A 26,233-nucleotide genomic window follows, 5' to 3' on the forward strand; every position below is an offset into this window, starting at 1 on the left:
TGCCCGGCGGGCGGGCGCGACGGACGGATTGTTCGCGAGCTACAACTCGGCGAGCACCTCGGACCAGATCGCCAGAGCGTCCTCGATCTGGGTATCGGTGACGATCAGCGGCGGGATCATCCGCACCACGTTCATGTGCGCGCCGCAGGTCAGCAAAAGCAGGCCCTTGTCCACCGCGGCGCGCTGGGCGGCCGCGGCGGTCGCCGGATCGGGTTCGCCGGTGGCTGTGGTGAACTCGGCGCCCGCGAGCAGTCCGAGACCACGGACGTCACCGATCGCCTTGACGGCGCTGTCGCGCAGACCGCGCAACAGCTGTGCGCCGCGCGCGGCGGCGTTGTCCACCAGCCCTTCGGATTCGATGACGTCGAGCGTGGCGATCGCCGCCGCGCACGCCACCGCGTTCCCGCCGTAGGTGCCGCCCTGCGAACCCGGCCACGCCCGCCCCATCAATTCGCGCGAGGCCGCGATGCCGGACAGCGGGAACCCGCTGGCCAGGCCCTTCGCGATGGTGATCACGTCGGGCCGAACGTCGAAGTGCTGGTGGCCGAAGAACTTCCCGGTCCGCCCGAAGCCGGTCTGGATCTCGTCGAAGACCAGCAGGATGCCGTGCCGGTCCGCGCGTTCGCGCAGGCCGCGGAAGAACTCGGTGTTACCGGGGACGTAACCGCCTTCGCCGAGCACCGGCTCCACGATGAACGCTGCGGTCTCGGCGGGGGAGGTGAGCGTGGCGAACAGATAGTCGAGTTCGCGCAGCGCGAAGGCGGTCGCTTCCCGCTCGCTCCAGCCGTAGCGGTACGCGGTGGGGAACGGCGCGACGTGCACCCCCGGCATGAGCGGGCTGAACCCGGCCGAGAAACGAGTGCCGGAGGTCGTCATGGTCGCGGCGGCCACGGTGCGGCCGTGGAAACCGCCGTGGAAGACGACGACGTTCGGGCGTCCGGTGGCCTGGCGCGCCAGCCGCAGCGCGGCCTCGACCGCCTCGCTGCCGGAGTTGGCGAAGAACAGCGTGTCCAACCCCTCGGGAAGCACCGCGCCGAGCCGTTCGGTGAGTTCCAGCAGCGGTCGATGCAGCACGGTCGTGTACTGGCCGTGGATCAGCGAGGCCACCTGCGCCTGCGCGGCCGCGACCACCTTCGGGTGGCAGTGACCGGTGCTGGTCACACCGATACCGGCGGTGAAGTCCAGGTAGCGGCGTCCGTCGGTGCCGTAGAGATAGCACCCCGCGCCGTGGTCGACGGTCACCGGAGTGGCCTGTTTCAGGATGGGCGAGAGCTCGGTCATGGTGATTCGCCTCCCGGAGCGGATGGGGAGAGATTGTCTATTGTCTGATTGTCGACAATATGCATAACATGGCCGCACGGGTCGCAGCAATGGCCGAGCGCTGCGCGGTGCCGAAAGGAGCCACCGAACCATGCTCACCGAAAGCACGTTGAGCGCCGCGGAACGCGCCGCGATCGACACCGTGCCGCGCGGCTTGTTCATCGACGGCCGGTGGCGGACGGCGGCCCGGACGCTGCCGGTATTCGACCCGGCGACCGGTGAGCTGCTGTGCGCGGTGGCCGACGCCGATCCGGCCGACGGTCTCGCCGCGCTGGACGCCGCGTGCGCGGCGCAGCGGGAATGGGCGGCCACGCCGCCGCGAGCGCGCAGCGACCTGCTGATGCGCGTGCACCGCGCCTTGCTGGACGAGACCGACCGCCTCGGGTTGATCGCGACGCTGGAGATGGGCAAACCGCTGGCCGAGGCGCGCGGCGAGATCGCCTACGCCGCGGAGTTCTTCCGGTGGTTCGCCGAGGAAGCCGTGCGCCTGGACGGCGGGTACATGCCCGCGCCCGCCGGCGGCTCGCGTTTTCTCGTGGCACGGCAGCCGGTCGGCCCCAGCCTGCTCATCACGCCGTGGAACTTCCCCGTGGCTATGGGCGCGCGCAAGATCGCGCCCGCCCTCGCCGCGGGCTGCACCTGCGTGGTGAAACCGGCCGAGCAGACGCCGCTGTCGATGCTGGCGCTTGCCGAGGTGATGGCGGGCGCGGGGCTGCCCGCCGGGGTGGTCAACGTCATCACGACGGCCGATCCCGCGGCGGTGATGACGCCGCTGATCCTCGACGACCGCTCGCGCAAGCTGTCTTTCACCGGCTCGACGGCGGTCGGCAAGCAGTTGCTCGCGCAGTGCGCGCGGACGGTGATGCGCACCTCGATGGAACTCGGCGGCAACGCGCCGCTGCTGGTCTTCGACGACGCCGATCTGGACGAGGCGGTCGAGGGCGCGGTGGCGGCGAAGATGCGCAACATCGGCCAGGCGTGCACCGCCGCCAATCGCATCCTCGTCCAGCGCGGCGTCGCCGAGGTCTTCGCCCGCAGGCTCGCCGCCCGGCTGGCGGACCTGCCGATGGGCCGGGGCACCGAGCCGGACGTGGTGGTCGGTCCGCTCATCGACGCCGAGGCCGTCGCCAAGGTGCAGCGCCTCGTCGATGACGCACGCGCCCGCGGGGCCACGGTGCTCACCGGCGGCTGCGCGCCGGACGGGCCGGGCACCTTCTATCCCGCGACCGTTCTGGTCGACGTGCCCGACGCCGCCGAGCTGTGCCACACCGAGATCTTCGGACCGGTCGCCGCGATCGGTGTCTTCGACACCGAAGACGAGGCGGTGCGCCGAGCCAACGACACCCCGTACGGACTGGTGAGCTACGTCTTCACCGAGAACCTCCGGCGCGGACTGCGGGTGTGCGAGGCGCTGGAAACCGGCATGGTGGGCCTCAACCAGGGCGTGGTGTCGAACCCGGCCGCACCGTTCGGCGGCGTCAAGGAGTCCGGGCTCGGACGCGAGGGCGGGCTGACCGGGATCGATGAATTCCTGGAGACCAAGTACATCGGAGTGCGACTGTGAAGGAGCATCAGTGAGCGGGTACCGCATCGCCACCATCCCGGGCGACGGAATCGGAGTCGACGTCACCGAGGCGGCGGTGCGGGTGCTCGACGCCGTGCTGCCGGGACTGGAATGGACCGAATTCGACTGGTCCTGCGAGAACTACCTGCGCACGGGGGAGATGATGCCGCCCGACGGCCCGGCGCGACTCGCGGGCTTCGACGCGATCCTGCTCGGCGCCGTCGGCTTTCCCGGTGTGCCCGACCACGTTTCGCTGTGGGGTCTACTGATCCCGCTGCGCCGCGCCTTCGGTCAGTACGTCAACCTGCGCCCGGTGCGCCTGCTGCCCGGCACGGAGTCGGCGCTGCGCGGCCGGACCGCCGACGAGTTGGACATCCTCATCGTGCGGGAGAACTCCGAGGGCGAATACTCCCGGATCGGCGGCATCCACAACGAGGGCCGTCCCGACGAATTCGTGCTCCAGGAGTCGGTGTTCACCCGCACCGGATGCGAGCGGATCATCCGCTACGCGTTCGAGCGGGCCGCCGAACGGTCCGGGCGGTTGTGCTCGGCGACGAAGTCGAACGGGATCATCCACTCGATGCCGTACTGGGACAGCGTCTTCGAGCGTGTCTCGACCGAGTATCCCCGGGTGGAGACGCGGCAGATGCACGTCGACGCGCTGGCCGCCGAACTCGTGCTGCACCCGGACCGGCTGGACGTCATCGTGGGCTCGAACCTGTTCGGCGACATCCTCTCCGATCTGGCCGCAGCCGTGACCGGCGGGCTCGGCCTGGCGCCGTCGGGCAATATCAACCCCGACCGCACCGGCCCCTCGATGTTCGAGGCGGTGCACGGCAGCGCCCCCGACATCGCGGGCCAGGGCATCGCGAACCCGGTGGCGCAGATACTCGCGGGTGCGATGCTGCTCGATCACCTCGGTGAGTCCGCCGCGGCCGCCGCGATCGATCGAGCGGTGTGCGACGTCCTCGCCGCCGGGGAGGTCCGGACGCCCGACCTCGGCGGCACGGGCACCACCGCCGAACTCGCCGATGCCATCGCCGCGCGGGCGGCCGAGTCGGCCCGACGAGGCGCCACGGCCGAAATCGGCTGACCGCTTCGCCGTGCGCACCGTCGGGCCTCGGGCTTCGCTGATCGCGAACCGTCGTGCGTGCCGACAGCATTCAGGGCGTTGCGGCGGCCGGGTGTCGGCGTCAGCCCTGGACAGTCCGCGACCGGCTGTGTGCGCACGCGCCGTGCCGACTGTCGGCGCGATCGACTGTCGGCGCGCAGGCTCGCCGCAGCCGCGACCGACGGGATGGGAGAACAAGCCTGCAGGTTCCAGGCGGTTTCGCCCCAGCCTCCGGTGGTACCGGGTCCGAGCGGAAGCGTCCGCCCGATACCGCGCGCCAACCGCGGACCGCGTCGTCCGCGGCGTGAACCGGTCAGGCGGTGAGCCAGATGGCCTCGGCCGCGGGACGCCCGAGGTCGGTGGCGGACTCGGTGGCGCCGATGCGGATGGCGATGGTACCCGCGAAGTCGCGGCGTTCCACGACCGCGATGGAGGTGTCCAGGGCGATGCCGACGGAGTCGAAATAGCGCAGCATGTCCGGATCGGCGTCGGAGATGCGCGCGACCCGGCCGGATTCGCCCGCGTGGAAGTCGCTGAGCTGGCGCGCGGGCGGAGTGGGAACCGCGCCGTCCACCGAGGGGATCGGATCACCGTGCGGATCGCGGTCCGGGTATCCGAGTTTGGCGTCGATCCGGGCCATCAGCAGCTCGGAGACCGCGTGTTCGAGTACCTCGGCCTCGTCGTGCACCTCGTCCCAGCCGTAACCGAGTTCGTTCACCAAGAACGTCTCGATGAGCCGGTGCCTGCGCACCATCGCGACGGCGGCGCGGCGCCCCTCGGGAGTCAAGGCGATCGCACCGTAGCGTGCGTGTTCGACCAGTCCCTGGTCGGCGAGTTTGCGGACCGCTTCGGACACGGTGGAGGCCGAGACCCCGATCCGCTCGGCGAGCAACTTGGTGGTCACCTTCTCCTGTGACCACTCCTGGGCGGTCCAGATGACCTTCAGGTAGTCCTGGGCGACCGACGAGAGCACCGGCGCGATCGTCGCGGTACCGCCCTGCGCATCGCCCGGCGCCGGGGCGTCGGCCAACTCGCGTCGAGTGGCGATATCTCGTTTACCTGGCACACCCCGAGCTTAGGCACTGGCGTGCCGATACACACATCCTCGACCCCGCCGTCGCCCGATCGCGAACGAAACGCGATTCGCCGTTCACTCTCCGGTGTGCGCCGCGAGGCCTCGCTCGACCGTGCCGTCCGCGGCAGACGATCACACGGTTCCCGAGCGATCCAGCGCACGGCGATGCGCGGCCACGCCGTCGAATCGCGCACCGGTCAGCCGGGCCATCGCCGGTGGGCCGATCGGCGCACCGGCCAGTTCGTAGAACGTCGCCGTGGCGAATCCGGCGAACCGGTCGCCGGTCACGTCGAGTTCGAAGGCGACGACTCCCTTGCGCACGACGGAGGGGTCGGCTCGATCCACGGTGAACTCCAGGAACGCGCCGGTGACGCGAGAGCCGTCGGCTCGCCAACTGCCCATGCCGTTGCTGTCGCTGGTGGCACGGTTGCCGTGATCGGGGTTCGACTGCAGCATCGTGCCGCCCGGGTGGAACTGCATGACGTGGTAGCCGAACGGAGCGCCGTCGGCGACGACCTCCCAGGTGCCCAGTATCGGATGTCGATCGCCCATGACGTGCCCGGTGTCGGCGCGCCTGGGGCCCTGTGTGGTCATGCCGCGCCTCCGCAGACGGCCCCGAGCAGCGCGATGCCCCGGTCGATGTCGTCGAGCGGCACGTTTGCGAAGCTCAAGCGCATCGTGTTGCGGTGGCCGGCGACGTCGTCGGCGTAGAAGGCGCTTCCCGGCAGGAACGCGACCCCCAGCCGCAGGGCCTCCGTCAGGGCCGCGTCGGCATCGAAACCCGCCGGGCCCTCGACCCACAGGAACATCCCGCCCTCGGGTTCGGTCCACCGGAACCCGGCAGGGAGATGCCGCCCGACCGCTGCGGTCAAGGCGTCCAACTTCGCCGAGTAGGCGCCGACGACGTGCGCGAGGTGCGTGGAGCAGGCCGGACTGGCGAGGAATTCGGCGGCAATCGCCTGGCAGTACGTCGATGTCTGCATATCGATGCCCTGCTTCAACGCGAGCACGGTTTCCAGCAGATCCGCGGGCATGACGGTGATTCCGACACGAATCGCCGGAGCGAGAGTTTTCGACAGGGACGTGATGTAGACCGAGTTGTCCGGCGCGAAAGACGACAGCGCGGGCGGCGCGACGCCGCGGTAACGCAGGTCAGTGTAGACGTCGTCCTCGACGATCAGTGTGCCGTGCCGGACGACAATCTCCGCTATTCGTTCACGCCGCCCGGCAGGCATCGTCCGCCCGGTCGGATTCTGGAACGTTGGCAGCAGGTAGACGAAAGTCGCGTCGTATCGGGACAGGGCCTCCTCGAGCGCTTCCGGCACGATGCCGAATTCGTCGCACGGCACCGCGACGATGGTCGCGCCGTGGCTGCGGAATTCCTTCACAGCCGGGCCGTAGGTCGGTGTTTCGACGAGCACCACGTCCAGCGGATCGAGCAGCGCCAAACACACGTTGTGCAAAGCGCCGGATCCGCCGGTCGAGATATGCAAGCGATCGTGCGGGCACCGAATATCGCGACTGCGCAAAAGGTTTCGCGCTTCGTCCAGGAGTGGGGCGAATCCTCGGGTCATGCCGTACTGGAGGACGGCGCTGCCGTATCGGTCGATGACGTTCTGCGAGAGCGTCGCGACGAGCTCGCCGGGGAGCAGGGTGGGATCGGGTGCTCCGACGGCGAACGAGACGACCTCGGGGCGGCGGGCCAGCGCCGCGAAGATGTCGTCGATGGGTCCGCTGCGCACCGAGGCCGCGCCGCGGCTGCGTAGGCGGGGCGCCACGTCAGGAACCGACCGGGTCGCGGCGCCGGAGGCGGGCAACGACTTCGGGCACCTGGGCGTCGTATTCCGGCGTCAGCACCACGTCGTCGTTGAAAAGGGGATCGGTCCGCATTTCCACCGCGACCAGGTCCTCGGTCTCGTCGAGGTTCACCGCCACGTGCACCACGCCGTCCGGGATGTAGATGAACTCGCCCGGACCGTGGAAATGCGGAATCAGCTCCGGCCCGATCAGGGTGACCGCCCGCCCGCGCAGGCAGACGACGACGATCTCGCTGTGCGCGTGATAATGCGCCTTGGACACGGCGCCGGGGTTCATGTTGACCATGCCCGCCGAGATACCGGTAGCGCCGCACGTTTCGGTGGTGACGCAGGGGATGAGGCGTTGTCGTTGCCTCCCGATTGTTTCGGCCGCATCGGACGGTTTGATCACACGCACGTGCTTGACTGCACTTTTCATGGCTACTCCGGAGCACTTCTATCGCCGACGATTTGGACGCTAGACCATTCCCGCTGTTGGCGAGAGGAGCCTGGAAGCCCGCGGAAAACCAGGGATGTATCGGCTCTTTCGCCAAAATGTCGGCTTCGTTTCCGGCGGGCGAAGTTTCCCGGAGATGTCGGCGAACCCGACGTCCCGGCACGGTGGCACGCAAGCGCACGGGTAGCCGAGCCACCTCCCCGCTACGCCGGGGACGTGCCTTACCGCCGTCGGCCGCGAGCGGCTCGGTCACGATCACGACCCGCGTAGCCGCACCGCGGAGCAGGCAGACAGCGTCCGTGCCGTATCCGTCCCGGTGACGTGCGGCCTACTCGCGCCGGGCGCACCTCGAGCGCTCGAAGCCTGCCGTCGGCTCACGGCACCGGAAGCGTTGTGTGAGATCGGCACGCCCGAATACTGTTCGCTACCTGATTTGCGTAGGCTGCGCACTGTGCAGAGATGGCGAAGTCTCGACGAGGTGCCCGCGGACTGGGGGCGCTGTGTCCTCACGATCGGTGTGTTCGACGGTGTGCACCGCGGCCACGCGCAGCTGATCAGCCGGGCCGTGAAGTCCGCCGCCGCGCGCGGCGTGCCCGCCGTGCTGATGACGTTCGATCCGCACCCGATGGAAGTGGTCCGCCCCGGCTCGCACCCCGCGCAGCTGACCACCCTCACCCGCCGCGCCGAATTGGCCGAGGAACTGGGCGTGGACGTGTTCTGCGTCATGCCCTTCACCCACGAGTTCATGAAGCTGACTCCCGCGCGTTATGTGCACGACCTGCTGGTGGAGCGGTTGCACGTGGTCGAGGTCGTGGTCGGGGACAACTTCACCTTCGGCAAGAAGGCCACGGGCACCGTCGAGACCATGCGCGAACTCGGTAAGCGCTTCGGCTTCGAGGTCGACGGCGTGACGCTGCTCGCCGAACACGCCGTGACCTTCTCCTCGACCTACATCCGCGCGTGCGTCGACGCAGGTGACATGGCGGCGGCAGCCGAGGCGCTGGGACGCCCCCATCGGGTGGAGGGCGTCGTCGTGCACGGTGACGGCCGCGGCAAGCAACTCGGTTTCCCCACCGCGAACGTCGCGCCGCCGATGCACGCCGCGATTCCGGCCGACGGCGTGTACGCCGGATGGTTCACCGTGCTCGGCCCCGGCCCCACCATCGGGACCGTCACCCCCGGCGAGCGGGCCATGGCCGCCATCTCGGTGGGCACCAACCCGACCTTCTCCGGCCGCGCCCGCACCGTCGAGGCCTATGTGCTCGACGGCGAGGCCGATCTCTACGGTCAGCACGTCGCGGTTGATTTCGTCGAGCACATCCGCGGCCAGCGCAAGTTCGAGTCGGTGGAGGAGCTCGTCGAGTGCATGGGCCGCGACGTGGAGACCGCGCGCAAGATCCTCATCGCCGTCGACGCCGGGTGAGCGTCAGGACTTCATGAAGTCGAGCAGGTCGTCGTTGAGCTGCGCGGCATGCGTGATGTACAGGCCGTGCCCGGCGGTCGGGTACTCCTTGTAGACGCAGTCCGGAACGAGTTCCGCGGTGCGCCTGCTGCTGGCGTCGATCGGGATGGACTGATCCGGCACCCCGTGCACGACCAGCGCGGGTATCGGCAGTTTCCGCAGGGTCTCGCGGTGGTCGGACGGGAAGGTCGACTCCCAGACCGCGATGGTGGCCCACGGCGCGGCGGACAGGCAGCGGCGCGTCTCGTGCTCGATCAGCGCGGGGGAGACGTCGTTGCCGAGGTGGGTGGCGAAGTATCCTTGCGCGCGGTCGGCGAACCATTTGGGCCGGTCGGTGCGCCACTGCGCGACGGAGGCCAGGGCCGCCTCGTCCGGCAGGCCGTGGGGGTTGTCCTCGGTCTGCCGCAGGAACGGCAGTGTGGTGGCGAACAGCGCGATGCGCGCGACCCGCGCGGTGCCGTGCCTGGCCAGGTAGCGCGCGACTTCCGCGCCGCCGGCGGAGTGGGCGACCAGGGTGAGCTCGCGCAGGTCCAGGTGTTCGATCAGCTCGGCCACGTCGTCGGCGCGGGTGTCCAGGTCGTATCCGGTCGACGGCCGGTCGGAGCGGCCGTGCCCGCGCCGGTCGAGCAGCACGCAGCGGTAACCCCGCTCGACGAAGAACGGGACCTGGTACTCCCACATCTCCGTGTTCAGCGCCCACCCGGCGATGAACACGATCGGTGCTCCGGTTCCGTAGTCCTCGTAGGCCAGGCGGGTGCCGTCGGTCGTCTCCAGATAGGGCATCGTCTTCTCCTCGTATTCGGCAGTACGACAAGAAGATTCGCAGCCGGACCGCGCGGAGTCGATTACCCGGAAGGTAATGCCGGTGCTTCCCTGCCGCGCGCGGCCGGAACCGGGGGCGAGATCCGCGGGCCGCGATTTCGGCGTGCGGCGCCCGGTCCGGTAGGGTGGTCCCTCGGGTTTGCTGCGGTCCGCGGTGGCGCCCATACCCGGGTAACCGGACCTTCGAGCGCGGAACTGAGAAACAGGAGTGGATGCCCCATGGCGCTGACCACCGAGCAGAAGTCGGCGATTCTCGCCGAGTACGGCCTGCACGAGAAGGACACCGGTTCGCCGGAGGCGCAGATCGCGCTGCTGTCCAAGCGGATCGCCGACATCACCGAGCACCTGAAGAAGCACAAGCACGACCACCACACCCGGCACGGTCTGATGGCGCTGATCGGTCGTCGCAAGCGGCTGTCGAAGTACCTGCAGGACAACGACATCAACCGCTACCGTTCGCTGATCGAGCGCCTCGGGCTGCGTCGATAGTTCTTTCCGGCGCTTTCGGCGCCGAGGTTCGCGGCCCCTCATGGTTCGCGTCCGAGCGACCGCTGCCTGCGACTTCGTCGCGGACGCAGCGATCCCTCGACGCGAGCCGGGCCGCGAACGGCGCGCGACCCTGCGGTGGTATGGCCGCCGTGGTGGACTTGCGCGCTTCAGTGTGTGGGGTGAGTTCGGACCCGCCCGCCGCGGGCCGAGGCGTGCCCGGCCCGGTGTGCCGATATGACAGAAGCCGTTCGGCGACCGCGAGGGCCGGTGGGTTCGGTCGACTCCCGGGAGTCGGGTCCGCACCTCGTGAACCGCGGTGGCGATAACAGGCGGTCCGACATGGAGTGCCCGAGGCGGTCGCTGGTCCAGCCGACGGGGAGACGTACAATCGCTCCGTTGGCTATTTGTGTATAGGGGTGGATCGCCCCCCTGCGCACGACAACATTGCACAGCCGTATGCACCCGCCCGCGTGGCGTCGGTCTTCGGTAGTGGCCTATCGGCAGCGAGTTGACGCCGTCGGGCTTCGATCGATGACCGCCTCCGCGTCGCCGTTTCCAAGGGGATTCGGCCGGGTGCGCGCGTCGCAGCCAGGAGGGTTGCCGCGCGTCCGTACCCGGTACGGCTGACGACAGCCGGATCGCGCCACCGTGCGCTCGAGCCGGCGAAGACGAGAGGTTGAGAGAGAAGAATGACCGAAACAACTGAACGCAAGAGCACCGCCGTCGAGGTCGAACCGGGCGTGTACGAATCCGTCGCGCTGATCGACAACGGCAGCTACGGCACCCGCACCATCCGGTTCGAGACCGGACGCCTCGCCCGGCAGGCCGCGGGCTCGGTCGCCGCCTACCTGGACGACGAGACCATGCTGCTGTCGGCCACCACCGCGGGCAAGCAGCCCAAGGACCAGTTCGACTTCTTCCCGCTGACGGTCGACGTCGAGGAGCGGATGTACGCCGCGGGTCGCATCCCGGGATCGTTCTTCCGCCGTGAGGGCCGTCCCTCCACCGACGCGATCCTGACCTGCCGCCTGATCGACCGGCCGCTGCGCCCGTCGTTCGTCGAAGGCCTGCGTAACGAGATCCAGGTCGTGGTCACGGTGCTGAGCCTGGACCCGAAGGACCTCTACGACGTGGTGGCGATCAACGCCGCGTCCGCGTCCACCCAGATCGCGGGCCTGCCGTTCTCCGGGCCGGTCGGCGGCGTGCGCGTCGCGCTGATCCACGACGGGGCCGGGTCCCAGTGGGTCGCCTTCCCGACCACCGAGCAGCTCGAGGGCGCCGTGTTCGACATGGTCGTCGCGGGCCGTGTGGTCGACTCCGGCGATGTCGCGATCATGATGGTCGAGGCGGAGGCGACGGAGAACGTCATCGCGCTGGTCGAGAGCGGTGCGCAGGCGCCGACCGAGGCCGTCGTCGCGGAGGGCCTCGAGGCCGCCAAGCCGTTCATCGCCCGCCTGTGCCGCGCTCAGCAGGACCTGGCCGAGCTGGCCGCCAAGCCCACCGAGGAGTTCCCGCTCTTCCCGCCGTACGGGCAGGACGTGTACGAGGCCGTCGAGGGCACCGCCAAGCGTGAGCTGAGCGAGGCGCTGAGTATCTCCGGCAAGCAGGAGCGCGAGGAGAAGATCGACCAGATCAAGCTCGCCGTGCTCGAGCGGCTCGTCGACGACTTCGCCGGACGCGAGAAGGAATTGGGCGCGGCGTTCCGCTCGGTCACCAAGAAGCTGGTGCGTCAGCGGATCCTGTCCGACGGCTTCCGCATCGACGGCCGCGGCCTGGCCGACATTCGCGCACTGTCCGCCGAGGTGGCGGTGGTGCCCCGGGCGCACGGCTCGGCCCTGTTCGAGCGTGGCGAGACCCAGATCCTCGGCGTCACCACCCTGGACATGGTGAAGATGGCCCAGCAGGTCGACTCGCTCGGCCCGGAGACCAGCAAGCGCTACATGCACCACTACAACTTCCCGCCGTTCTCCACCGGTGAGACCGGCCGCGTCGGTTCGCCCAAGCGCCGCGAGATCGGCCACGGCGCGCTGGCCGAGCGGGCACTGATCCCGGTGCTGCCCAGCCAGGAGGAGTTCCCGTACGCCATCCGCCAGGTCTCGGAGGCGCTGAGTTCCAACGGTTCCACCTCGATGGGCTCGGTGTGCGCCTCCACCCTGTCGCTGCTGAACGCGGGCGTCCCGCTGAAGGCGCCGGTCGCCGGTATCGCGATGGGCCTGGTCTCGGACACCATCACCAACGACCAGGGTGAGGAAGAGGTCCGCTACGTCGCGCTGACCGACATCCTCGGCGCCGAGGACGCCTTCGGCGACATGGACTTCAAGGTCGCGGGCACCCCCCAGTTCGTCACCGCGCTGCAGCTGGACACCAAGCTGGACGGCATCCCCTCGCAGGTGCTGGCCGGTGCGCTGAGCCAGGCCCACGACGCGCGCGCCACGATCCTGGACGTGATGGCCGAGGCCATCGCCACCCCGGACGAGATGAGCCCGTACGCGCCGCGCGTCACCGCGATCAAGATCCCGGTCGACAAGATCGGCGAGGTGATCGGCCCCAAGGGCAAGGTGATCAACCAGATCACCGAGGAGACCGGCGCCAACATCTCCATCGAGGACGACGGCACCGTGTTCGTCGGCGCGACCGACGGCCCGTCGGCGCAGGCCGCGATCGACGCGATCAACGCCATCGCCAACCCGCAGCTGCCGAAGGTCGGCGAGCGCTTCCTCGGCACGGTCGTCAAGACCACCGCCTTCGGCGCGTTCGTCTCGCTGCTGCCGGGCCGCGACGGTCTGGTGCACATCTCCAAGCTGGGCAACGGCAAGCGGGTGGCCAAGGTCGAGGACGTGGTGAACGTCGGCGACAAGCTGCGGGTGGAGATCGCCGACATCGACAACCGCGGCAAGATCTCGCTCGTGCCGGTCGAGGAGAACACCGAGGAGCCCGGCGACGACGCGGCCGATGCGGGTTCGGCCGGGACCGAGTAGTACTTGTCCCTGTGACGAAGAAGAAGACGACAACCCCTCTGCTCAGCACCGGGCAGGGGGGTTCGTCACTCGAGCTGCGGGCGGACTCGGACAGCGGAGTACGGCGCACCGTGCTGCCCGGCGGATTGCGCGTGGTCACCGAGCATCTGCCCGGCGTCCGCTCGGCGTCCGTCGGCGTCTGGGTCGGCGTCGGGTCGCGTGACGAAGGCCCCACCGTCGCGGGCGCAGCGCACTTCCTGGAGCACCTGCTGTTCAAGGCGACGCCGACGCGCTCGGCCCTGGACATCGCCGAGGCGATGGACGCGGTCGGCGGTGAACTCAACGCGTTCACCGCGAAGGAGCAGACCTGCTACTACGCGCACGTCCTGGACGAGGACCTGCCCCTGGCCGTCGATCTGGTCTCGGACGTGGTGCTCAACGGTTTGTGCCGGGCGTCGGACGTGGACGTGGAGCGGCAGGTGGTGCTCGAGGAGATCGCCATGCGCGACGACGATCCCGAGGACCTGGTCGGTGACTCCTTCCTGGCCGCGCTGTTCGGTGATCATCCGATCGGGCGTCCGGTGATCGGTTCCGTCGAATCCATCGAGGGGATGCGGGCCGCGCAACTGCGGTCGTTCCACCTGCGGCGTTACCGGCCGGACCGGATGGTGATCGCGGTCGCGGGCAACGTGGAGCACGACCACACCGTGGAATTGGTGCACCGTGCTTTCGAGAACCGGCTGGAACCCGCGGCGACGCCCGCACCGCGGCGCGAGGGCAGGTTCCGGCCGCACGGCGCTCCGCAACTGCACTGGAGTCATCGCGACAGTGAGCAGGCGCATCTGGCATTCGGCGTGCGCGCCTTCGGGCGGCACGAAGGGGAGCGGCGCTGGCCGCTGTCGGTGCTGAACACCGTGGTCGGTGGTGGGCTGAGTTCGCGTCTGTTCCAACGCATCCGGGAAGAACGCGGGCTGGCCTACTCGGTGTATTCCAGCGTCGACACCTTCGCCGACACCGGCGCGTTCTCGGTCTACATCGGCTGCCAGCCGGAGAACCTGGGCGAGGTGGCGGCATTGGCCCGAGGCGTCCTGGAGGAAGTCGCCGCCGACGGCATCAGCGACGCCGAGTGCGCACGCGCCAAGGGCTCGTTGCGCGGTGGGCTCGTGCTCGGCCTGGAGGACTCCGCCTCGCGCATGAATCGTCTGGGGCGCAGCGAACTCAGCTACGGCAACCACCGCAGCGTGTCGGAGACCCTGGCCCGCATCGACGCCGTCACCACCGAGGAGGTGTCCGCAGTCGCGCGCACGCTGCTCGCGCGGCCCTTCGCCGCGTCGGTCGCCGGGCCGTACAAGCGCACCCGTGAGCTACCGGCCGCCGTCCGGCGGTTGGTGCCGAGCTGATCGTCGCGAGCGAGGGGACCGCGGCTTGGCGGGGAATCCGTTACCGCGATACTGTTTCCGCCGCCCGGCCCTCGGTCCCCGTTGGAGGGCGCTGAACTCGATTGTCCGGGTATGAGATCCGGCGATCTCTGGCAAGGAGTCGAGATGAACCGAACGAATCGTGCCCTTCGCGCGCTGGTGACGGTATCGCTGCCCGTCCTCGTGCTGTCCGGGTGCGGCGGAACGGACGCGGAGGCGGGCAAGGCGGACGAGCCGACCGAGTCCGCACTGCGCGCGGAAGCCACGAAGATGACCGACGCGCTGGCGAGTCACGACTACGCCGCCGCGTACCGGTTCCGTTCCGCGCGGTGCAAGCTCACGCTCAACGAGGACGACTACGTGGCGTCCATGGCGCAGCTCTACGACGGCCGGGACCTGAAGTCCGAGCCCGCGCGGATCACCGTCACCACCTCCGGCTCGACCGGCACGGTCACGGCCGAGCACTCCGACGCCCGCGCGGGGCAGGACGACACGAAGCCGAAGACCTGGACGTTCATCGACGGGCAGTGGCGCTTCGACAACTGCTGAGCGCGCACTGCCTCGGCAGGGTCACTCCCCGCGGGCGCGATTGGCGGCCGCGACGATCGTCGGCACCAGCCCCGGCAGGGCGGCCTCGAGGTCGTCGACGCGCAGGCGCTGGCAGGTGTGACCGTCGATGATCAGGCGCTCGATCACGCCCGCGTCACGCAGGATCTTGAAATGGTGGGTGGCGGTCGATTTGTTGATCACCTCGTAGAGCGCGCCGCAGCGGACCGCCGCTCCCGCGTTGCCGAGCCGGCGCACCATCTCCAGGCGCACCGGGTCCTGCAGCGCGCTGAGCACCGCGGGCAACGCGGCCACCGGGGGCGCCTGCTGGTCCGCGTCTCGCGTATCGGGCATGATCCGGCTCACTCTCAGGTTTGATGATCGTCGTACTGGATGTATCGTCGACTGCGGTTCGATCATCATCAAACTTACCTGATCGGAGTTCCGATGGCAGCGACAATGGCGGTGGCCGTCGATGAGCAGACCGCACAGCCCTGGGCCTATGCCCTGGTCCTTGCGGCCAGTGGCGTAGCGCTGGGGGTTTCGGGCGTTCCGGCGCCGCTCTACGGCATCTATCAGAAGCAGTGGCATCTCTCCCCACTCACCACGACCATCGTGTTCGCGGTGTACGCGGTGGCCGCCCTTGGCGCGGTGCTGGTGTCCGGGCGGATTTCCGACGTGGTCGGCCGGAAACCGGTGCTGCTCGGCGCTTTCGCCACGATGGTCGCCGGGCTGCTGGTGTTCGTGCTCGCCGACAGCGTGCCGATGCTGCTGCTGGCGCGTGCGCTGCACGGCATCGCGGTCGGCTCGACCGTGGTCGCGGGGGCCGCCGCGCTGCTGGATCTACGTCCGCACCGCGGCGCGCGGTCCGGGCAACTCAGCGGTGTCGCCTTCAACGTGGGGATGGCGGTGGCGATCCTGGGCTCGGCGCTGCTGGCGCAGTACGCACCGCATCCGCTGCGCACGCCTTACGTCGTGATCACCGTCGTCTGCCTGGCGATCGGCGCCGGAGTGCTCGCGCTGCGCGAACCGCACTCGGCCCGGGTGGCCGGACGCATCCGGATCGCGAAACCCGCTGTACCGCAGGAGATTCGCGGCGACTTCTGGTTCTCCGCCATCGGCGTGATGGCGGCCTGGTCGGTGCTGGGCGTGCTGCTGTCGCTGTACCCCTCGCTGGCCACGCAGCAGACCGGCATTCACAACCTGGTCTTCGGCGGCGCCGTCGTCGCCTCGACCGCGCTCTCCGGCGCCACGGTTCAACTGTTCGCGACCGGCGTACCCGCCCGGTGGGCCGCGATCCTCGGCGACACCGGCATGGCGCTGGCGCTGCTGCTGACGGTGCCCGCGCTGGCCACGCACAACTGGATCGCCGTGCTCGCCGCGGGTGTCGCGCTGGGTGCGACCTTCGGTCTCGGCTTCGGCGGATCGCTGCGCCACCTGTCGGAGGTCGTGCCGCAGCACAAGCGCGGCGAGACGATGTCGGCGTACTACTTGCTCGCCTACTCGGCGATGGCCCTGCCCACCATCCTGGCCGGTTGGGCGGCCACCACCTGGGGTCTGAGCACGGTGTTCCCCTGGTTCGTCGGAGTGGTCGCCCTCGCCTGCCTGCTCGCGGCCGGTCTCGGCCTGCGCCGCGACCGGGCGCAGGTCCAGCGGGCATGAGCGGCGATTGGCTTTTTGCCATGAGTGTCCGCTAATGTTCTGTGTCGCATCACGGTCACAGCGATGCGAATGCGGATGTAGCGCAGCTGGTAGCGCATCACCTTGCCAAGGTGAGGGTCGCGGGTTCGAATCCCGTCATCCGCTCCACGAAGTCCCCCGACCCGCTTCCGGAGTCGCCCGGAACGAGCAGGTCATTCCAGGTTCCGGTGTTGTTCGAGCGCATCCGGCTCACACGTCGTTCGATATTCCCGCTCAGAGCCGACCGCGGTAGTGCGGTGACCGACGAGCGCGGTCCGGTATCGCGCCCTCAAAAGGGGTGCACTCGTGGCTTGCTCCGGAACCGCGTCATGCCGAAGCCGAGAAGTACCGGCATCGCCGGGCGGCCGACATGCGGCGGGCGAAACGGCGCCGCTCCGTCACGGTTGTACCGCGAACTCCGAAGTTTGCCTACCACGACCTCTTGCATCCATTTTTGGATAGTGCTATAAGAAATCTATCTGATTCAACACAGGTTATCTCGGTACCACGAGGTAGATGGAGTGAGTTGGAGGTGGCGACCATGTTGATGCGTACCGACCCGTTCCGCGACCTGGAGCGGTTCACGCAACAAGTGCTCGGCACGGCAGCACACCCGGCCGTCATGCCGATCGACGCTTGGCGCGAGGGCGAGGAATTCGTGGTCGAGCTCGATCTACCCGGTATCGATCCCGGCTCCCTGGACCTGGACATGGAACGCAATGTCCTCACCGTGCGCGCACAGCGCCCCGAATTGGACGTCGGCCGGGAGATGATCGCCGCGGAGCGCACGCGTGGAGTGTTCAGCCGTCAGATATTCCTCGGAGAGGGACTCGACACCGAGCGCATCGGCGCCGACTACACCGATGGCGTACTCCGGCTGCGAATCCCGGTCGCCGAACGGGCCAAACCACGCAAGATCGAGGTCGCCCGCGGTAACGGCCACCAGGTGATCGACGCCTGATCGCCGCGGGGCCCAGCACATTCCGGTAGGAGGTGAAGGGTCGTGACCATGCTCGACACGTGGGATGACGTCTGCGAGCCACCGCTGCTGGATGCCGAACTCGAGCTGCTGTTCGCCGAGGTGGACGAAATCCTTTGCGAAGCTCTGGCTCCCGCGCGATGTCCGCCTGCGCCGCCGCGCCTGGCTTCTGCCCACGAGGGGGTGCCGGGGCTGCGGCGCTCCCCGGAAGTGGCCGCCCTGCACGGCCGAATCCCCGCGCACCGTCAGCACCCGCGCGAGCGCGGACCTCCGCGAGGGAAGAGGCTCAGCCGGTGCCAATGGAAAGACGAGCACAGCGAAAGGCAGGTGATGCTCCGGACCGATCGAACCGTCACGTCACTCTCTTCCGACGCGGGCCCGGTACCCGGTGTCCCGGGCCCGCAGCTCCCGCTCCCCGCGACACGCTTTCCCATGACAATCGCCACGCATGCCCCTGTTCGATCCCGGCCGCCACGCAGGCATCGCGAGACCGTCGTGCCCGCCACGGCCGGCGAATGGCGCCACGGCACCGTCGCCTGGTTCAACACCGAGAAGGGCTTCGGCTACCTCGAGCCCGATGACCGCACGAGCCCGGTGTTCGTCGACTTCCGCGCCATCGACACCCGCGGATACAAAACCCTCCGCCCGGGGCAAGCCGTCGTCTTCACCACCACGATCACCGACCGCGGACCCGAAGCGGCGACGGTGCGTCCCTACCCACGCCCCGGTACCTCCGGGCGGTAGTTCCCGCCGCATCGGGACCGCGCGTCCGTCGTCCCCGGATTCGTTCGGGCACAGCCGACGTACCGGAAGCTGTGCGCTGATCGGCGCAGTTCAGGGTGCGATTCGGGCGGTATCTCGGCTTCGCATGTTTCGTCCCGATCGGGCCGGGCATGTCAGCACCTGCGGGCTTCGCCGTGAGGCCCGGATCGGTTACTGCTATTCGACCCAGTCGTCCGCGGCGAACGGAGCCGGCAGTGCAGATCGCCATGGTGTCCGAGCACGCAGGCCCGCTGAGCGGGGCCGCAGCGACAGGGTCGGAGACCGGTCCGCCACCGCCCGCCGCGCCCGGAACAGGCGCGAGTCGGTGCGCGGCGTCGGAAGACGCGTTGGAGCGGGATTGATGGCGGCGGCCGATCCGCTCGTCGTGATCGGCGACGCGCTGCTCGACATCGACGTCGACGGTCGCGCCGACCGGTGCAGCCCGAATTCCGCGGCTCCTGTCGTCGACGTCGCACACCGGACGTTCCGTCCCGGTGGGGCAGGACTGGCAGCCCGGCTCGCCGCGACGGGAGAGCGGGAAGTCGTCCTCATCGCGGGCTTCGCCTCCGACGAGGCGGCTATCCGGCTGCGCGGACTGCTGGACGGCCACGTCCGGGTCATCGCGCTGCCCTTGCGCGGTTCGACGGTATGCAAGCAGCGGGTGCGAGCGATCGGTCCGTGGGCGGCCCCGAACGGGCACGCCAGGACCAAGGAGCCCGGGCGGCCGGTCCTGATCACCAGGATCGATTCCGGCACGGGACGGCTCGGCACCGACCAGCTGCCCGAGGCGGCGCACGCCGCTCTCGCGGCGGCGCACGCCGTCGTGGTCTCGGACTACGGTCGCGGCACCGCGACCCACCCGCAGATCCGCGCGCTGCTGCGCGCCCACGCCGCGCACGTCCCGGTCGTCTGGGATCCCCATCCGCGCGGATCCGTCCCGATCCCGGGTGCGGCGCTGGTCACCCCGAGTCGCGAGGAAGCGCTCGCCCTGCTGTCCGGTCGGCTCGATGACGGTCCGGACCTGTGGAGACTCGCCAAAGGGTGGGCCGTGCAGGCGATCGCGGTGACCCTCGGATCGGAGGGCGCCCTGATGTGCCTGCGCGCGTCGGGCAAACGCCTGCGCATCCCGCTTCCGGCCGCGGCCAAGGCGCCCGACGGCAGCGACGCCTGCGGTGCCGGCGACAGTTTCGCCATCGCCGCGGCAGCCCACCTGGGCGAGGGCAGCGGACCCGAAAGCGCGGTGCGCCGTGCGGTACTCGCGGCGGCCGAGTTCGTCGGCTCCGGTGCCGCCGCGGCGTTCTCGGAATCGGAGCAGGCCACGGTTTCCGGAGTGCCTGCCGCCTGGGGCGAACCGAGGATGTGACATGCGAAAGCTCTGGATGCCAGGCGATTACCGAGGATTGAGAATTCCTGGGTGGGCTCGTTTGCCGGGCGTTGTTCCGGGCTTATCGCACCCGGGCGGGACACGGATGACATACTGGCTCGTGGGTCCCCGGTTGCCGCCACGATGTGCGCGTGCGCCGGCCGTTGAGTCAACAGCGGATTCTCGGCCCGACGCGCCCGCGTCCGCGTGATCCCGTCGAGGGATGGCAGCGGCCCGCGGACCCGTTGCGGCCGCAAGCCCCTTGTACCTCGGAGAGGCACTGCATCCATGACTCGGCATATGGAGCCCCGCACGTCCGTCTTGCCCCCCACCGGTTCGGCACCGTCCGAGCCCCCTGCGGTCGGAAGCTTCCGGTTCTGGTTCGCCACCCGCCGGTGGGAATGGTCCGCGGAGGTCTATCGCATGCACGGCTACCGGCCCGGCGAGATCGAGCCCACCACAGAGCTGTTGCTCGCGCACAAACACCCCGACGACCGCACGCACGTGGCCGAGACCATCACACGCGCCATCGATCACGGCGAACCCTTCTCGAGCAGGCATCGGTTCATCGACCTGTCCGGCCAGGAACACACCGTGCTCGTCGTCGCCGACCGGATCCTGGACGACACGGGCACCGCGGTCGGTACCTCCGGCTTCTACGTCGACCTCTCCGACACCCTCGCCGAGGCGCACGAAGCCATGCTGGCCGCGACGCTGCCCGGACTCTATGAGAACCGCGCCGTGATCGAGCAGGCCAAAGGCGTGCTCATGCGCATCTATCGGATCAGCGCCGAGCAAGCGTTCCAGGTCCTGCGCTGGCGTTCGCAGGAAACCAATACCAAGCTGCGGGCGCTCGCCCAGCAGTTGATCACGGAGCTGCTCCTCGTGCCGCCGCCACCGCCGGACCTGGTCGCCGCCTTCGACCACATCCTGCTCACCGTCCACCACCGCATGCCCCGCGACTGATCATCGAGCGACCGGCGGCCGGAACGCCGCGGGGCATTTCGTTTTCCGGACCGATGCCCCGAGAGACTTCGTATATCGCACTGACACCACCGGCGCTCACTGCCAGGCTCGAAGTTGCGGTCTTGTGCCGATCCCGGCCGCCGGAGGTGCGCATGACCTGTCAGAACGGCGTGGAAGGCGTCCGAACCGGCGACGGCCTGATCCTCGTCACACACGGTGAACTCGATGCGGCGACGGCCGAGGGATGCTTCACGTCGATGACCGAGATCGTCGAAACATACTGCGACACAACGCCGAACCCTCTTCTGGTGGTCATCGACCTGTGCGAGGTGCGTTTTCTGTCATGCGCGGGCGTGCGCGTGCTGCTGAAGCTGGCGCAATGGGGTGCGCGAGCGGGCGTACCGGTCGGCATGACCGTGCCGGACGAGGTACCGGTGCGGCGCATCCTGGACCTGCTGGCGGTGCGGCAGAGCGTACCGGCCATGGCGTGCCCGGCGCCCGCGATGCACGGAAGCGACCGGCCGCGCGTGTGCCGGTCCTCCGCGGCTGCCCGGGCGGACGAGGCGGCGGGGCGTACGGACGGGGAGCAGCGGCCGCATCCCGCAAACGCACATTCACACCGCTCGGCCGTTCGAAATACGAACAAGACCGCCCACGAGCGCTTGACGCAACGGTAGGGCGGTACTCGGCGACCGTCGCCTCGTCGGCCATCGCACGAGCGCGTCGACCGCTGGAAAAGGGGAATCGAGGAAGCTCATGTCACTGGCGACCGCGAACCACAGGACCGCCACGCCCCGCCGGGCCCGGCGAGGAACCGACAGCTACGACGGAATCGAACCGTGGCTCGAGAAGTTGCACGCGATGGCCGAGAACGACCCCGGACGTCCGCGGCTGCGGGAAGAGATCATGCGCCGGTGCCTGCCGCTGGCCGAGCATATCGCCCGTCGCTTCGTCGGCCGCGGAGAGAATTACGACGATCTGTACCAGATCGCCGCCGTGGGATTGGTGCTCGCGGTGGACCGGTTCGACCCGGGACGGGGACCGTCGTTCCTGTCGTTCGCGGTCCCCACCATCATGGGGGAGGTGCGCCGCCACTTCCGGGACCACAGCTGGGCGGTGCGGGTCCCGCGCCGGATCAAGGAGATCCAGCTCTCCATCGGCCCTGCTGTGGAGCGGCTGTCCCAGCGTCTGGGACGAATGCCCACCGCGCTCGAGATCGCCGTGGAGCTGAACATCGACCTGACCGAGGTCACGCAAGCGCTGCTGGCGGGTAACGCCTACTCCACGAACTCCATCGATGCCGTCATCGATGACGACGACACCGGCAGCGCCGCCGTTCGGGTCGCGGAGACGTTCGGCGAGGAGGACCCCTCCTACGACCTGACCGACGAAGCGCTCGCGGTCGCCCCGTTGCTGGCCGAACTGCCCGAACGCGAGCGGCGCGTACTGCGCATGCGTTTCTTCGAAGGATGTACGCAAGCCCAGATCGCCGCCGCGCTCGGCGTCTCGCAGATGCACATCTCGCGCGTCCTGTCGAGGACGCTCGCCGAACTCCGAGAGCGCGCTCTGCGCGACTGATCGCGACTGCCCCCGCGCCGCGCGCGGCCGGGATCGCCGCAGGCCAGGGCGCGCGGGATCACGCTTGAAGCGTCGTATGGGGGAATCGGCCGTACGCGTCGCGGTAGGCGGTCGCGAATCGTCCCGGATGGGCGAAGCTCCACTCCGCGGCGATCGATGTCACGGTGTGGCCGTCCTCGGGTGAGCAGTCGCGCAGCTGTTCGTGCGCCCCGCGTAACCGAAGGCGCCGCAGGTACGCCATGGGCGTGCTGTCGAGATGGCGACGGAACGCCAATTGCAGCGCGCGCACGGTGACGTAGGCGGCCGCGGCGATGTCGGCGACGGTGATGTCGTCGCGGACGTGCGATTCGAGGTACGCCAGCGCGCGCCGCACCGTGTCGGGATGGGCGTCGTTGCGGTCGCGCGCGGTCGGATCGGTGTGTGCCGTACTGGGGAGGGCGTGCAGCACGCTGGCGGCGAGGTACTGCGCGGCAGTGGACGCGACCAGCGGTTGTTCACTCACCGTGCGGTCGACGGCGAGAGCGCGCATGTGCTCGAGCACATTCGACAGGTGCCGCGCGGCGGCCGGGGAGACCGGCCGATGACCTGTCAGCCGGATCGGTTCCAGGTCGTGGTCCGCGGCCGAGGCCGCGACCTGGGTCAGCAGAGCGGGATCGAACATCGTGATGCTGTAACGGGCGTGGTGGACCACCCCGGAATACGGCAGGTCCGGTGGCGTGAGCAGCCCGATGTCGCCCGCCTGGAAGAAGTCGGTTGTGCCGTCGAGGTAGTTCTCTTCGATCATCCCCGTGGACACCTGGCACAGGCATATCTTGCCCAGCGGCTGGGCGTCGTACTTCATGTCGAAGCTCAACTCGAGCTCGTCCAAGCTGACCGGGCCGAGCAGTTTCCGGGTGATGTCGGTCCGGACCGGTGCCCCCGTGCTGCTGCCTATCCGCATCTTGGTGTAGTTCAGATTGAGGAAGTCCTCGGTCGCACCCAGACTGTCGCTGTGGAAGGTGAGTGATTCCATCGATGCGACGCTCCTGCTCTCTCGAATACGGCATCCCGTCCGGCACGTCGTAAGGGTCTGTCGAGCCACTTTGCTCGGCGTACGGACTGGTCACAACCGTTTCATTCGGTGGCAGGTCATCGGCTGCGGTCGGTACCACAGAGGCGAAAGCCGATCCGCGCATACCGCTACGGCGGGTACCCGCTTCGTCGAGGTTCAATCGGCGGAGCATCTTCCACTCTACGGGGCGCGATCGCGTCGAGCCGGGTCCAGCGGCGCAGCCTGTGTCCACCACCGGCCCGCACGAGTCCCGGATGTGTTTCGTCCGTGCCCGAGCGGCCACCCTGAACACGAGGGGCGCGGTTCGCCCCTGCACTGGAAACGTCCGAAGAGACGAGGAGGTCCTATGGTTTCGCGGGACACGATCGCGCAATTGCGTCAAGACATCACCACCGCCGAGGACACCGGCGACGAAGCCAGCGCCGAACGTCTGCGTGGCGAACTCGCCGAAGCGATCCGGGAAGCAGGCAAGGACACCGAAACCGATCAGCGGTGACGAATCCGGACCCGCGCGGGCCGGTGGCGCACTGTGCCGCCGGCCCGCGCGCCGGTCACCCGGCGCTCTCCCGGTTCTCCAGCCCGACGGCCTCGGCGAGTTCCCTGCGGTGACGCAGCAGTTCGGGATGATCGGCGCTCAGCTCGCTCATCAGGTCGGCCAGTCCGTCGGCGATCGCGTTGAGTTTCTGCTGGATGGCGGCGTCGGAGCGGCTCTGCGTGTTCTGTAGCAGTGCGACGAGCAGGAACGTGATGATCGTCGTCGCGGTGTTGATGACCAATTGCCAGGTGTCGACGCTGGGCAGGACGAAGATCGTCGGCGCCCACACCAGGACCAGAATCACGCAGAAGACGAAGAATCCCGCCTTGGAGGACACCGCGCTGGCCGTCGTCGCGAAACGGTCGAAGACCGACAACTTGCCGGTGACCTCCGATGGCATGGTCGGTGTTTGTCCTGCGCCGGAGTGTTCAGCACGTCGAGTCATCCGAAATCCTCTCGAAACTGTTGCCGCCGTTTGTCATTCGTCGGGATCGTCGCGCGGCGGCAGATAGGGTTCGGCGTCTGCCGGATGGCCGTGGGCGATGTTGCGCGCGCGTGCCAGTTCGGCATCCAGCTCCGCGCCCAGCAGGACCGCGATATTCGATATCCACAGCCATACGAGGAAGACCACGACGCCACCCAGGGAGCCGTAGACCCGGTTGTAGGAACCGAAGTGGCCGACGTAGAAAGCGAATCCCCAGGACGCCCCGGCCCACAGCAGGACGGCCAGCGCGCTGCCGGGGGTCAGCCATCGGAATCCCGGTTGCCGCACATTCGGCGCCGCCCAGTACAGCAGGGCGAAGACCAGGCTGATCAGTGCCATCATCACCGGCCACTTGACGATGCCCCAGACGGCGATCGTGGCCCGCGCGAGTCCGAGCCACCCGCCGATCCGGTCGGCGAGCGAGCCGCTGACGACGACGCCCACCGTGCAGACGCCGAGCAGGATCACCACCGCCGCGGTCAGGGCTACCCGCACCGGCACGGTCTTCCAGATCGGGCGTCCTTCCTGGATGTCGTAGATGGCGTTGGTCGCGCGCATGAACGCGCCGATGTAGGCCGACGCGGTCCACAGCGCCGACGCCAACCCGAGCAACGCCAACGGGCCCGCCGGGGCTTGCGCTTCCTGGATCTCGTTCACCGCGTCGACGAGCAGATCCGTTCCGCTACCCGGCCCGATCTCGCGGATGGTGTCGACCAGTGCTCGTGTGTCGCTGCGTCCGAGCATGCCGAGCCCGGCGGTCATGACGATCAGTCCCGGAAACAGTGACAGCACACTGTAATACGTCAGCGCCGCGGCCCAGTCGGTCAGATTGTCCCGCTGGAATTCGCCGACCGACCGCTTGATCACGCCCCACCACGACCGTCCCGGCAGATCCGCCGGCCCGCGCAGCCTGCGTCGCGCGGCGAACCCCTTCTTCAAGTCTTGCACCTGACCGGTCACCTCCCGACGCCAACCACCTCCCGCTGGCGCGCGGATACCCGCCGTACGGGCCGCGAAACCGCCTCCACGCCCGAGGTGTTCGCGGCGCCCGGCTGGTTCCGGGGCGGCGCGCAGTGCCCGCGACGCCGGAAAACCCGTTGTTCCCGGCACCGCGGGACCGTAACGTCGCTTCCGTTTGCCCACCGATCGATCGAAGGAGATTCCATCGTGGAACCCCTCACCGAACGCGACATCAGGTCGTCGTTCGTCAACTGTTCGAAAGGAGACGCCAAGCGGTTGCCCGTGCCCAGGAACCTGGACGAGCGGCCATGGGCGGATCTGGACTTCCTGGGCTGGAGCGATCCGTCCTTTCCCGGGCGCGGCTACCTGGTCGTCCCACAGGACGACCGCCTGGTCGGCGTCGCCCTGCGGTATTCCACCGGGGGCACCGGACGCGCGCAGATGTGCGCGATCTGCCTGACCACCCACACCGGCGGCGGGGTCTCGCTGATGACCGCGCACAAAGCAGGTGAGTCCGGGCGCAGGGGTAACTCGATCGGCACCTACATGTGCACCGATCTCGCCTGCTCGCTGTACGCGCGGAACAAGAAGCGCCCCGCACTCGGAAGCAGGTACCGCGAGGACCTCACTCCCGAGGAAAAGGTCGAGCGAGTCCGCGACAACCTGAACACGTTCCTCGCGAAGCTCTACGCCTGATCCCTCAGCCCATCCCGGCAGCCGACGCGCTGCCCGTCCGAACGGAGGTAGATGCCATGTGCCGACACTCGAGGACCGCACGCTCGAGCCACCCGAACCAGCCCACAGCGCAACGGATCTCGGGATGGCCGTGATTCCTCGCCGGTCGAGTCGGCCCGAATC

The 26,233-nt window shown here is 68.9% G+C and carries 26 protein-coding genes and 1 tRNA gene; 17 read left to right on the forward strand and 10 right to left on the reverse strand.

What is annotated here, in order from left to right; all coding sequences use genetic code 11:
• Window positions 1-39: 39 nt before the first annotated feature.
• Complete coding sequence (locus tag ABZ803_RS07440; protein ID WP_357033968.1) at window positions 40-1,281, reverse strand: aminotransferase class III-fold pyridoxal phosphate-dependent enzyme; 1,242 nt, start codon at window positions 1,279-1,281, stop codon at window positions 40-42.
• A 130-nt stretch (window positions 1,282-1,411) separates the two neighbouring features.
• Between ABZ803_RS07440 and ABZ803_RS07445 the strand changes: the two genes are divergently transcribed.
• Both ABZ803_RS07445 and ABZ803_RS07450 read left to right on the forward strand, forming a co-directional pair.
• Window positions 1,412-2,884 (forward strand): NAD-dependent succinate-semialdehyde dehydrogenase, encoded by a 1,473-nt coding sequence (locus ABZ803_RS07445; RefSeq protein WP_357033970.1) that lies wholly within the window; start codon window positions 1,412-1,414, stop codon window positions 2,882-2,884.
• A complete protein-coding gene (locus ABZ803_RS07450) occupies window positions 2,844-3,977 on the forward strand; it encodes a tartrate dehydrogenase (RefSeq protein WP_357033972.1) in 1,134 nt (377 codons plus the stop codon). Before ABZ803_RS07445 ends, ABZ803_RS07450 begins: the two co-directional genes overlap by 41 nt.
• Before the next feature lie 331 nt (window positions 3,978-4,308).
• On the opposite strand, the gene ABZ803_RS07455 is transcribed toward ABZ803_RS07450, so the two are convergent.
• The 4 genes from ABZ803_RS07455 to ABZ803_RS07470 form a co-directional block, all read right to left on the reverse strand.
• The gene (locus ABZ803_RS07455) at window positions 4,309-4,977 is read right to left on the reverse strand and encodes a metal-dependent transcriptional regulator (protein ID WP_357034360.1); all 669 of its coding nucleotides are present in this window, start codon (window positions 4,975-4,977) and stop codon (window positions 4,309-4,311) included.
• A gap of 225 nt (window positions 4,978-5,202) precedes the next feature.
• Window positions 5,203-5,664, reverse strand: coding sequence for a hypothetical protein (locus tag ABZ803_RS07460; RefSeq protein WP_357033974.1), 462 nt, complete (start codon window positions 5,662-5,664; stop codon window positions 5,203-5,205).
• Complete coding sequence (locus ABZ803_RS07465) at window positions 5,661-6,848, reverse strand: PLP-dependent aminotransferase family protein (protein WP_357033975.1); 1,188 nt, start codon at window positions 6,846-6,848, stop codon at window positions 5,661-5,663. The genes ABZ803_RS07460 and ABZ803_RS07465 overlap by 4 nt, the downstream gene beginning before the upstream one ends.
• A gap of 1 nt (window position 6,849) precedes the next feature.
• Entirely contained in the window at window positions 6,850-7,305 is a 456-nt protein-coding gene (locus tag ABZ803_RS07470; protein ID WP_051175377.1) for a cupin domain-containing protein, read from the reverse strand.
• A 469-nt stretch (window positions 7,306-7,774) separates the two neighbouring features.
• Between ABZ803_RS07470 and ABZ803_RS07475 the strand changes: the two genes are divergently transcribed.
• Complete coding sequence (locus ABZ803_RS07475; RefSeq protein WP_051175376.1) at window positions 7,775-8,746, forward strand: bifunctional riboflavin kinase/FAD synthetase; 972 nt, start codon at window positions 7,775-7,777, stop codon at window positions 8,744-8,746.
• Window positions 8,747-8,749: 3 nt separating this feature from the next.
• On the opposite strand, the gene ABZ803_RS07480 is transcribed toward ABZ803_RS07475, so the two are convergent.
• Window positions 8,750-9,568 carry an alpha/beta hydrolase gene (locus tag ABZ803_RS07480; protein ID WP_357033978.1) on the reverse strand — a complete coding sequence of 273 codons (819 nt, stop codon included), beginning with the start codon at window positions 9,566-9,568 and terminating at the stop codon, window positions 8,750-8,752.
• A 258-nt stretch (window positions 9,569-9,826) separates the two neighbouring features.
• On the opposite strand from ABZ803_RS07480, the gene rpsO reads away from it, so the two are divergent.
• The 4 genes from rpsO (at window position 9,827) to ABZ803_RS07500 (ending at window position 15,020) form a co-directional block, all read left to right on the forward strand.
• Window positions 9,827-10,096, forward strand: a complete 270-nt coding sequence (rpsO, locus tag ABZ803_RS07485; protein ID WP_039799352.1) for a 30S ribosomal protein S15 — start codon at window positions 9,827-9,829, stop codon at window positions 10,094-10,096.
• Between the two features lie 689 nt (window positions 10,097-10,785).
• Complete coding sequence (locus ABZ803_RS07490; RefSeq protein WP_357033980.1) at window positions 10,786-13,074, forward strand: polyribonucleotide nucleotidyltransferase; 2,289 nt, start codon at window positions 10,786-10,788, stop codon at window positions 13,072-13,074.
• A 38-nt stretch (window positions 13,075-13,112) separates the two neighbouring features.
• Window positions 13,113-14,453: a pitrilysin family protein gene (locus ABZ803_RS07495; RefSeq protein ID WP_062976337.1), complete on the forward strand. Its 1,341-nt coding sequence runs from the start codon at window positions 13,113-13,115 to the stop codon at window positions 14,451-14,453.
• Between the two features lie 144 nt (window positions 14,454-14,597).
• Entirely contained in the window at window positions 14,598-15,020 is a 423-nt protein-coding gene (locus tag ABZ803_RS07500; protein WP_357033982.1) for a hypothetical protein, read from the forward strand.
• A 21-nt stretch (window positions 15,021-15,041) separates the two neighbouring features.
• Here the strand turns inward: ABZ803_RS07500 and ABZ803_RS07505 are convergent, their stop codons facing one another.
• A complete protein-coding gene (locus tag ABZ803_RS07505; protein ID WP_357033984.1) occupies window positions 15,042-15,371 on the reverse strand; it encodes a helix-turn-helix domain-containing protein in 330 nt (109 codons plus the stop codon).
• 93 nt (window positions 15,372-15,464) lie between these two features.
• Between ABZ803_RS07505 and ABZ803_RS07510 the strand changes: the two genes are divergently transcribed.
• The 8 genes from ABZ803_RS07510 to ABZ803_RS07545 all read left to right on the forward strand — a co-directional run bounded on the left by ABZ803_RS07510 (window position 15,465) and on the right by ABZ803_RS07545 (window position 22,345).
• Window positions 15,465-16,679 (forward strand): MFS transporter, encoded by a 1,215-nt coding sequence (locus ABZ803_RS07510; RefSeq protein WP_357033986.1) that lies wholly within the window; start codon window positions 15,465-15,467, stop codon window positions 16,677-16,679.
• A 71-nt stretch (window positions 16,680-16,750) separates the two neighbouring features.
• Window positions 16,751-16,826: transfer RNA gene (locus tag ABZ803_RS07515), tRNA-Gly, on the forward strand.
• A 397-nt stretch (window positions 16,827-17,223) separates the two neighbouring features.
• A complete protein-coding gene (locus tag ABZ803_RS07520; RefSeq protein WP_357033988.1) occupies window positions 17,224-17,658 on the forward strand; it encodes an Hsp20 family protein in 435 nt (144 codons plus the stop codon).
• 450 nt (window positions 17,659-18,108) lie between these two features.
• A complete protein-coding gene (locus ABZ803_RS07525; RefSeq protein WP_357033990.1) occupies window positions 18,109-18,420 on the forward strand; it encodes a cold shock domain-containing protein in 312 nt (103 codons plus the stop codon).
• A 379-nt stretch (window positions 18,421-18,799) separates the two neighbouring features.
• On the forward strand, window positions 18,800-19,801 hold the full coding sequence (locus ABZ803_RS07530) for a PfkB family carbohydrate kinase (RefSeq protein ID WP_357033992.1): 1,002 nt from the start codon (window positions 18,800-18,802) through the stop codon (window positions 19,799-19,801).
• A 300-nt stretch (window positions 19,802-20,101) separates the two neighbouring features.
• On the forward strand, window positions 20,102-20,767 hold the full coding sequence (locus tag ABZ803_RS07535) for a PAS and ANTAR domain-containing protein (protein ID WP_357034363.1): 666 nt from the start codon (window positions 20,102-20,104) through the stop codon (window positions 20,765-20,767).
• A 152-nt stretch (window positions 20,768-20,919) separates the two neighbouring features.
• The gene (locus ABZ803_RS07540; RefSeq protein ID WP_357033993.1) at window positions 20,920-21,444 is read left to right on the forward strand and encodes an STAS domain-containing protein; all 525 of its coding nucleotides are present in this window, start codon (window positions 20,920-20,922) and stop codon (window positions 21,442-21,444) included.
• A gap of 79 nt (window positions 21,445-21,523) precedes the next feature.
• Complete coding sequence (locus tag ABZ803_RS07545; protein WP_357033995.1) at window positions 21,524-22,345, forward strand: RNA polymerase sigma factor SigF; 822 nt, start codon at window positions 21,524-21,526, stop codon at window positions 22,343-22,345.
• Between the two features lie 58 nt (window positions 22,346-22,403).
• Here ABZ803_RS07545 and ABZ803_RS07550 read toward each other — a convergent pair whose 3' ends face one another.
• Complete coding sequence (locus ABZ803_RS07550) at window positions 22,404-23,357, reverse strand: helix-turn-helix transcriptional regulator (protein ID WP_357033997.1); 954 nt, start codon at window positions 23,355-23,357, stop codon at window positions 22,404-22,406.
• 385 nt (window positions 23,358-23,742) lie between these two features.
• On the opposite strand from ABZ803_RS07550, the gene ABZ803_RS07555 reads away from it, so the two are divergent.
• Window positions 23,743-23,892: a hypothetical protein gene (locus ABZ803_RS07555; RefSeq protein WP_357033999.1), complete on the forward strand. Its 150-nt coding sequence runs from the start codon at window positions 23,743-23,745 to the stop codon at window positions 23,890-23,892.
• A gap of 55 nt (window positions 23,893-23,947) precedes the next feature.
• Here the strand turns inward: ABZ803_RS07555 and ABZ803_RS07560 are convergent, their stop codons facing one another.
• Complete coding sequence (locus ABZ803_RS07560; protein WP_357034001.1) at window positions 23,948-24,376, reverse strand: low affinity iron permease family protein; 429 nt, start codon at window positions 24,374-24,376, stop codon at window positions 23,948-23,950.
• A 33-nt stretch (window positions 24,377-24,409) separates the two neighbouring features.
• The gene (locus ABZ803_RS07565) at window positions 24,410-25,363 is read right to left on the reverse strand and encodes a YihY/virulence factor BrkB family protein (protein ID WP_357034003.1); all 954 of its coding nucleotides are present in this window, start codon (window positions 25,361-25,363) and stop codon (window positions 24,410-24,412) included.
• Window positions 25,364-25,582: 219 nt separating this feature from the next.
• On the opposite strand from ABZ803_RS07565, the gene ABZ803_RS07570 reads away from it, so the two are divergent.
• Entirely contained in the window at window positions 25,583-26,071 is a 489-nt protein-coding gene (locus ABZ803_RS07570) for an FBP domain-containing protein (RefSeq protein WP_357034005.1), read from the forward strand.
• Window positions 26,072-26,233 lie beyond the last annotated feature (162 nt).

Source organism: Nocardia sp. NPDC047648 (assembly GCF_040642815.1).
GTDB lineage: Bacteria > Actinomycetota > Actinomycetes > Mycobacteriales > Mycobacteriaceae > Nocardia > Nocardia gamkensis.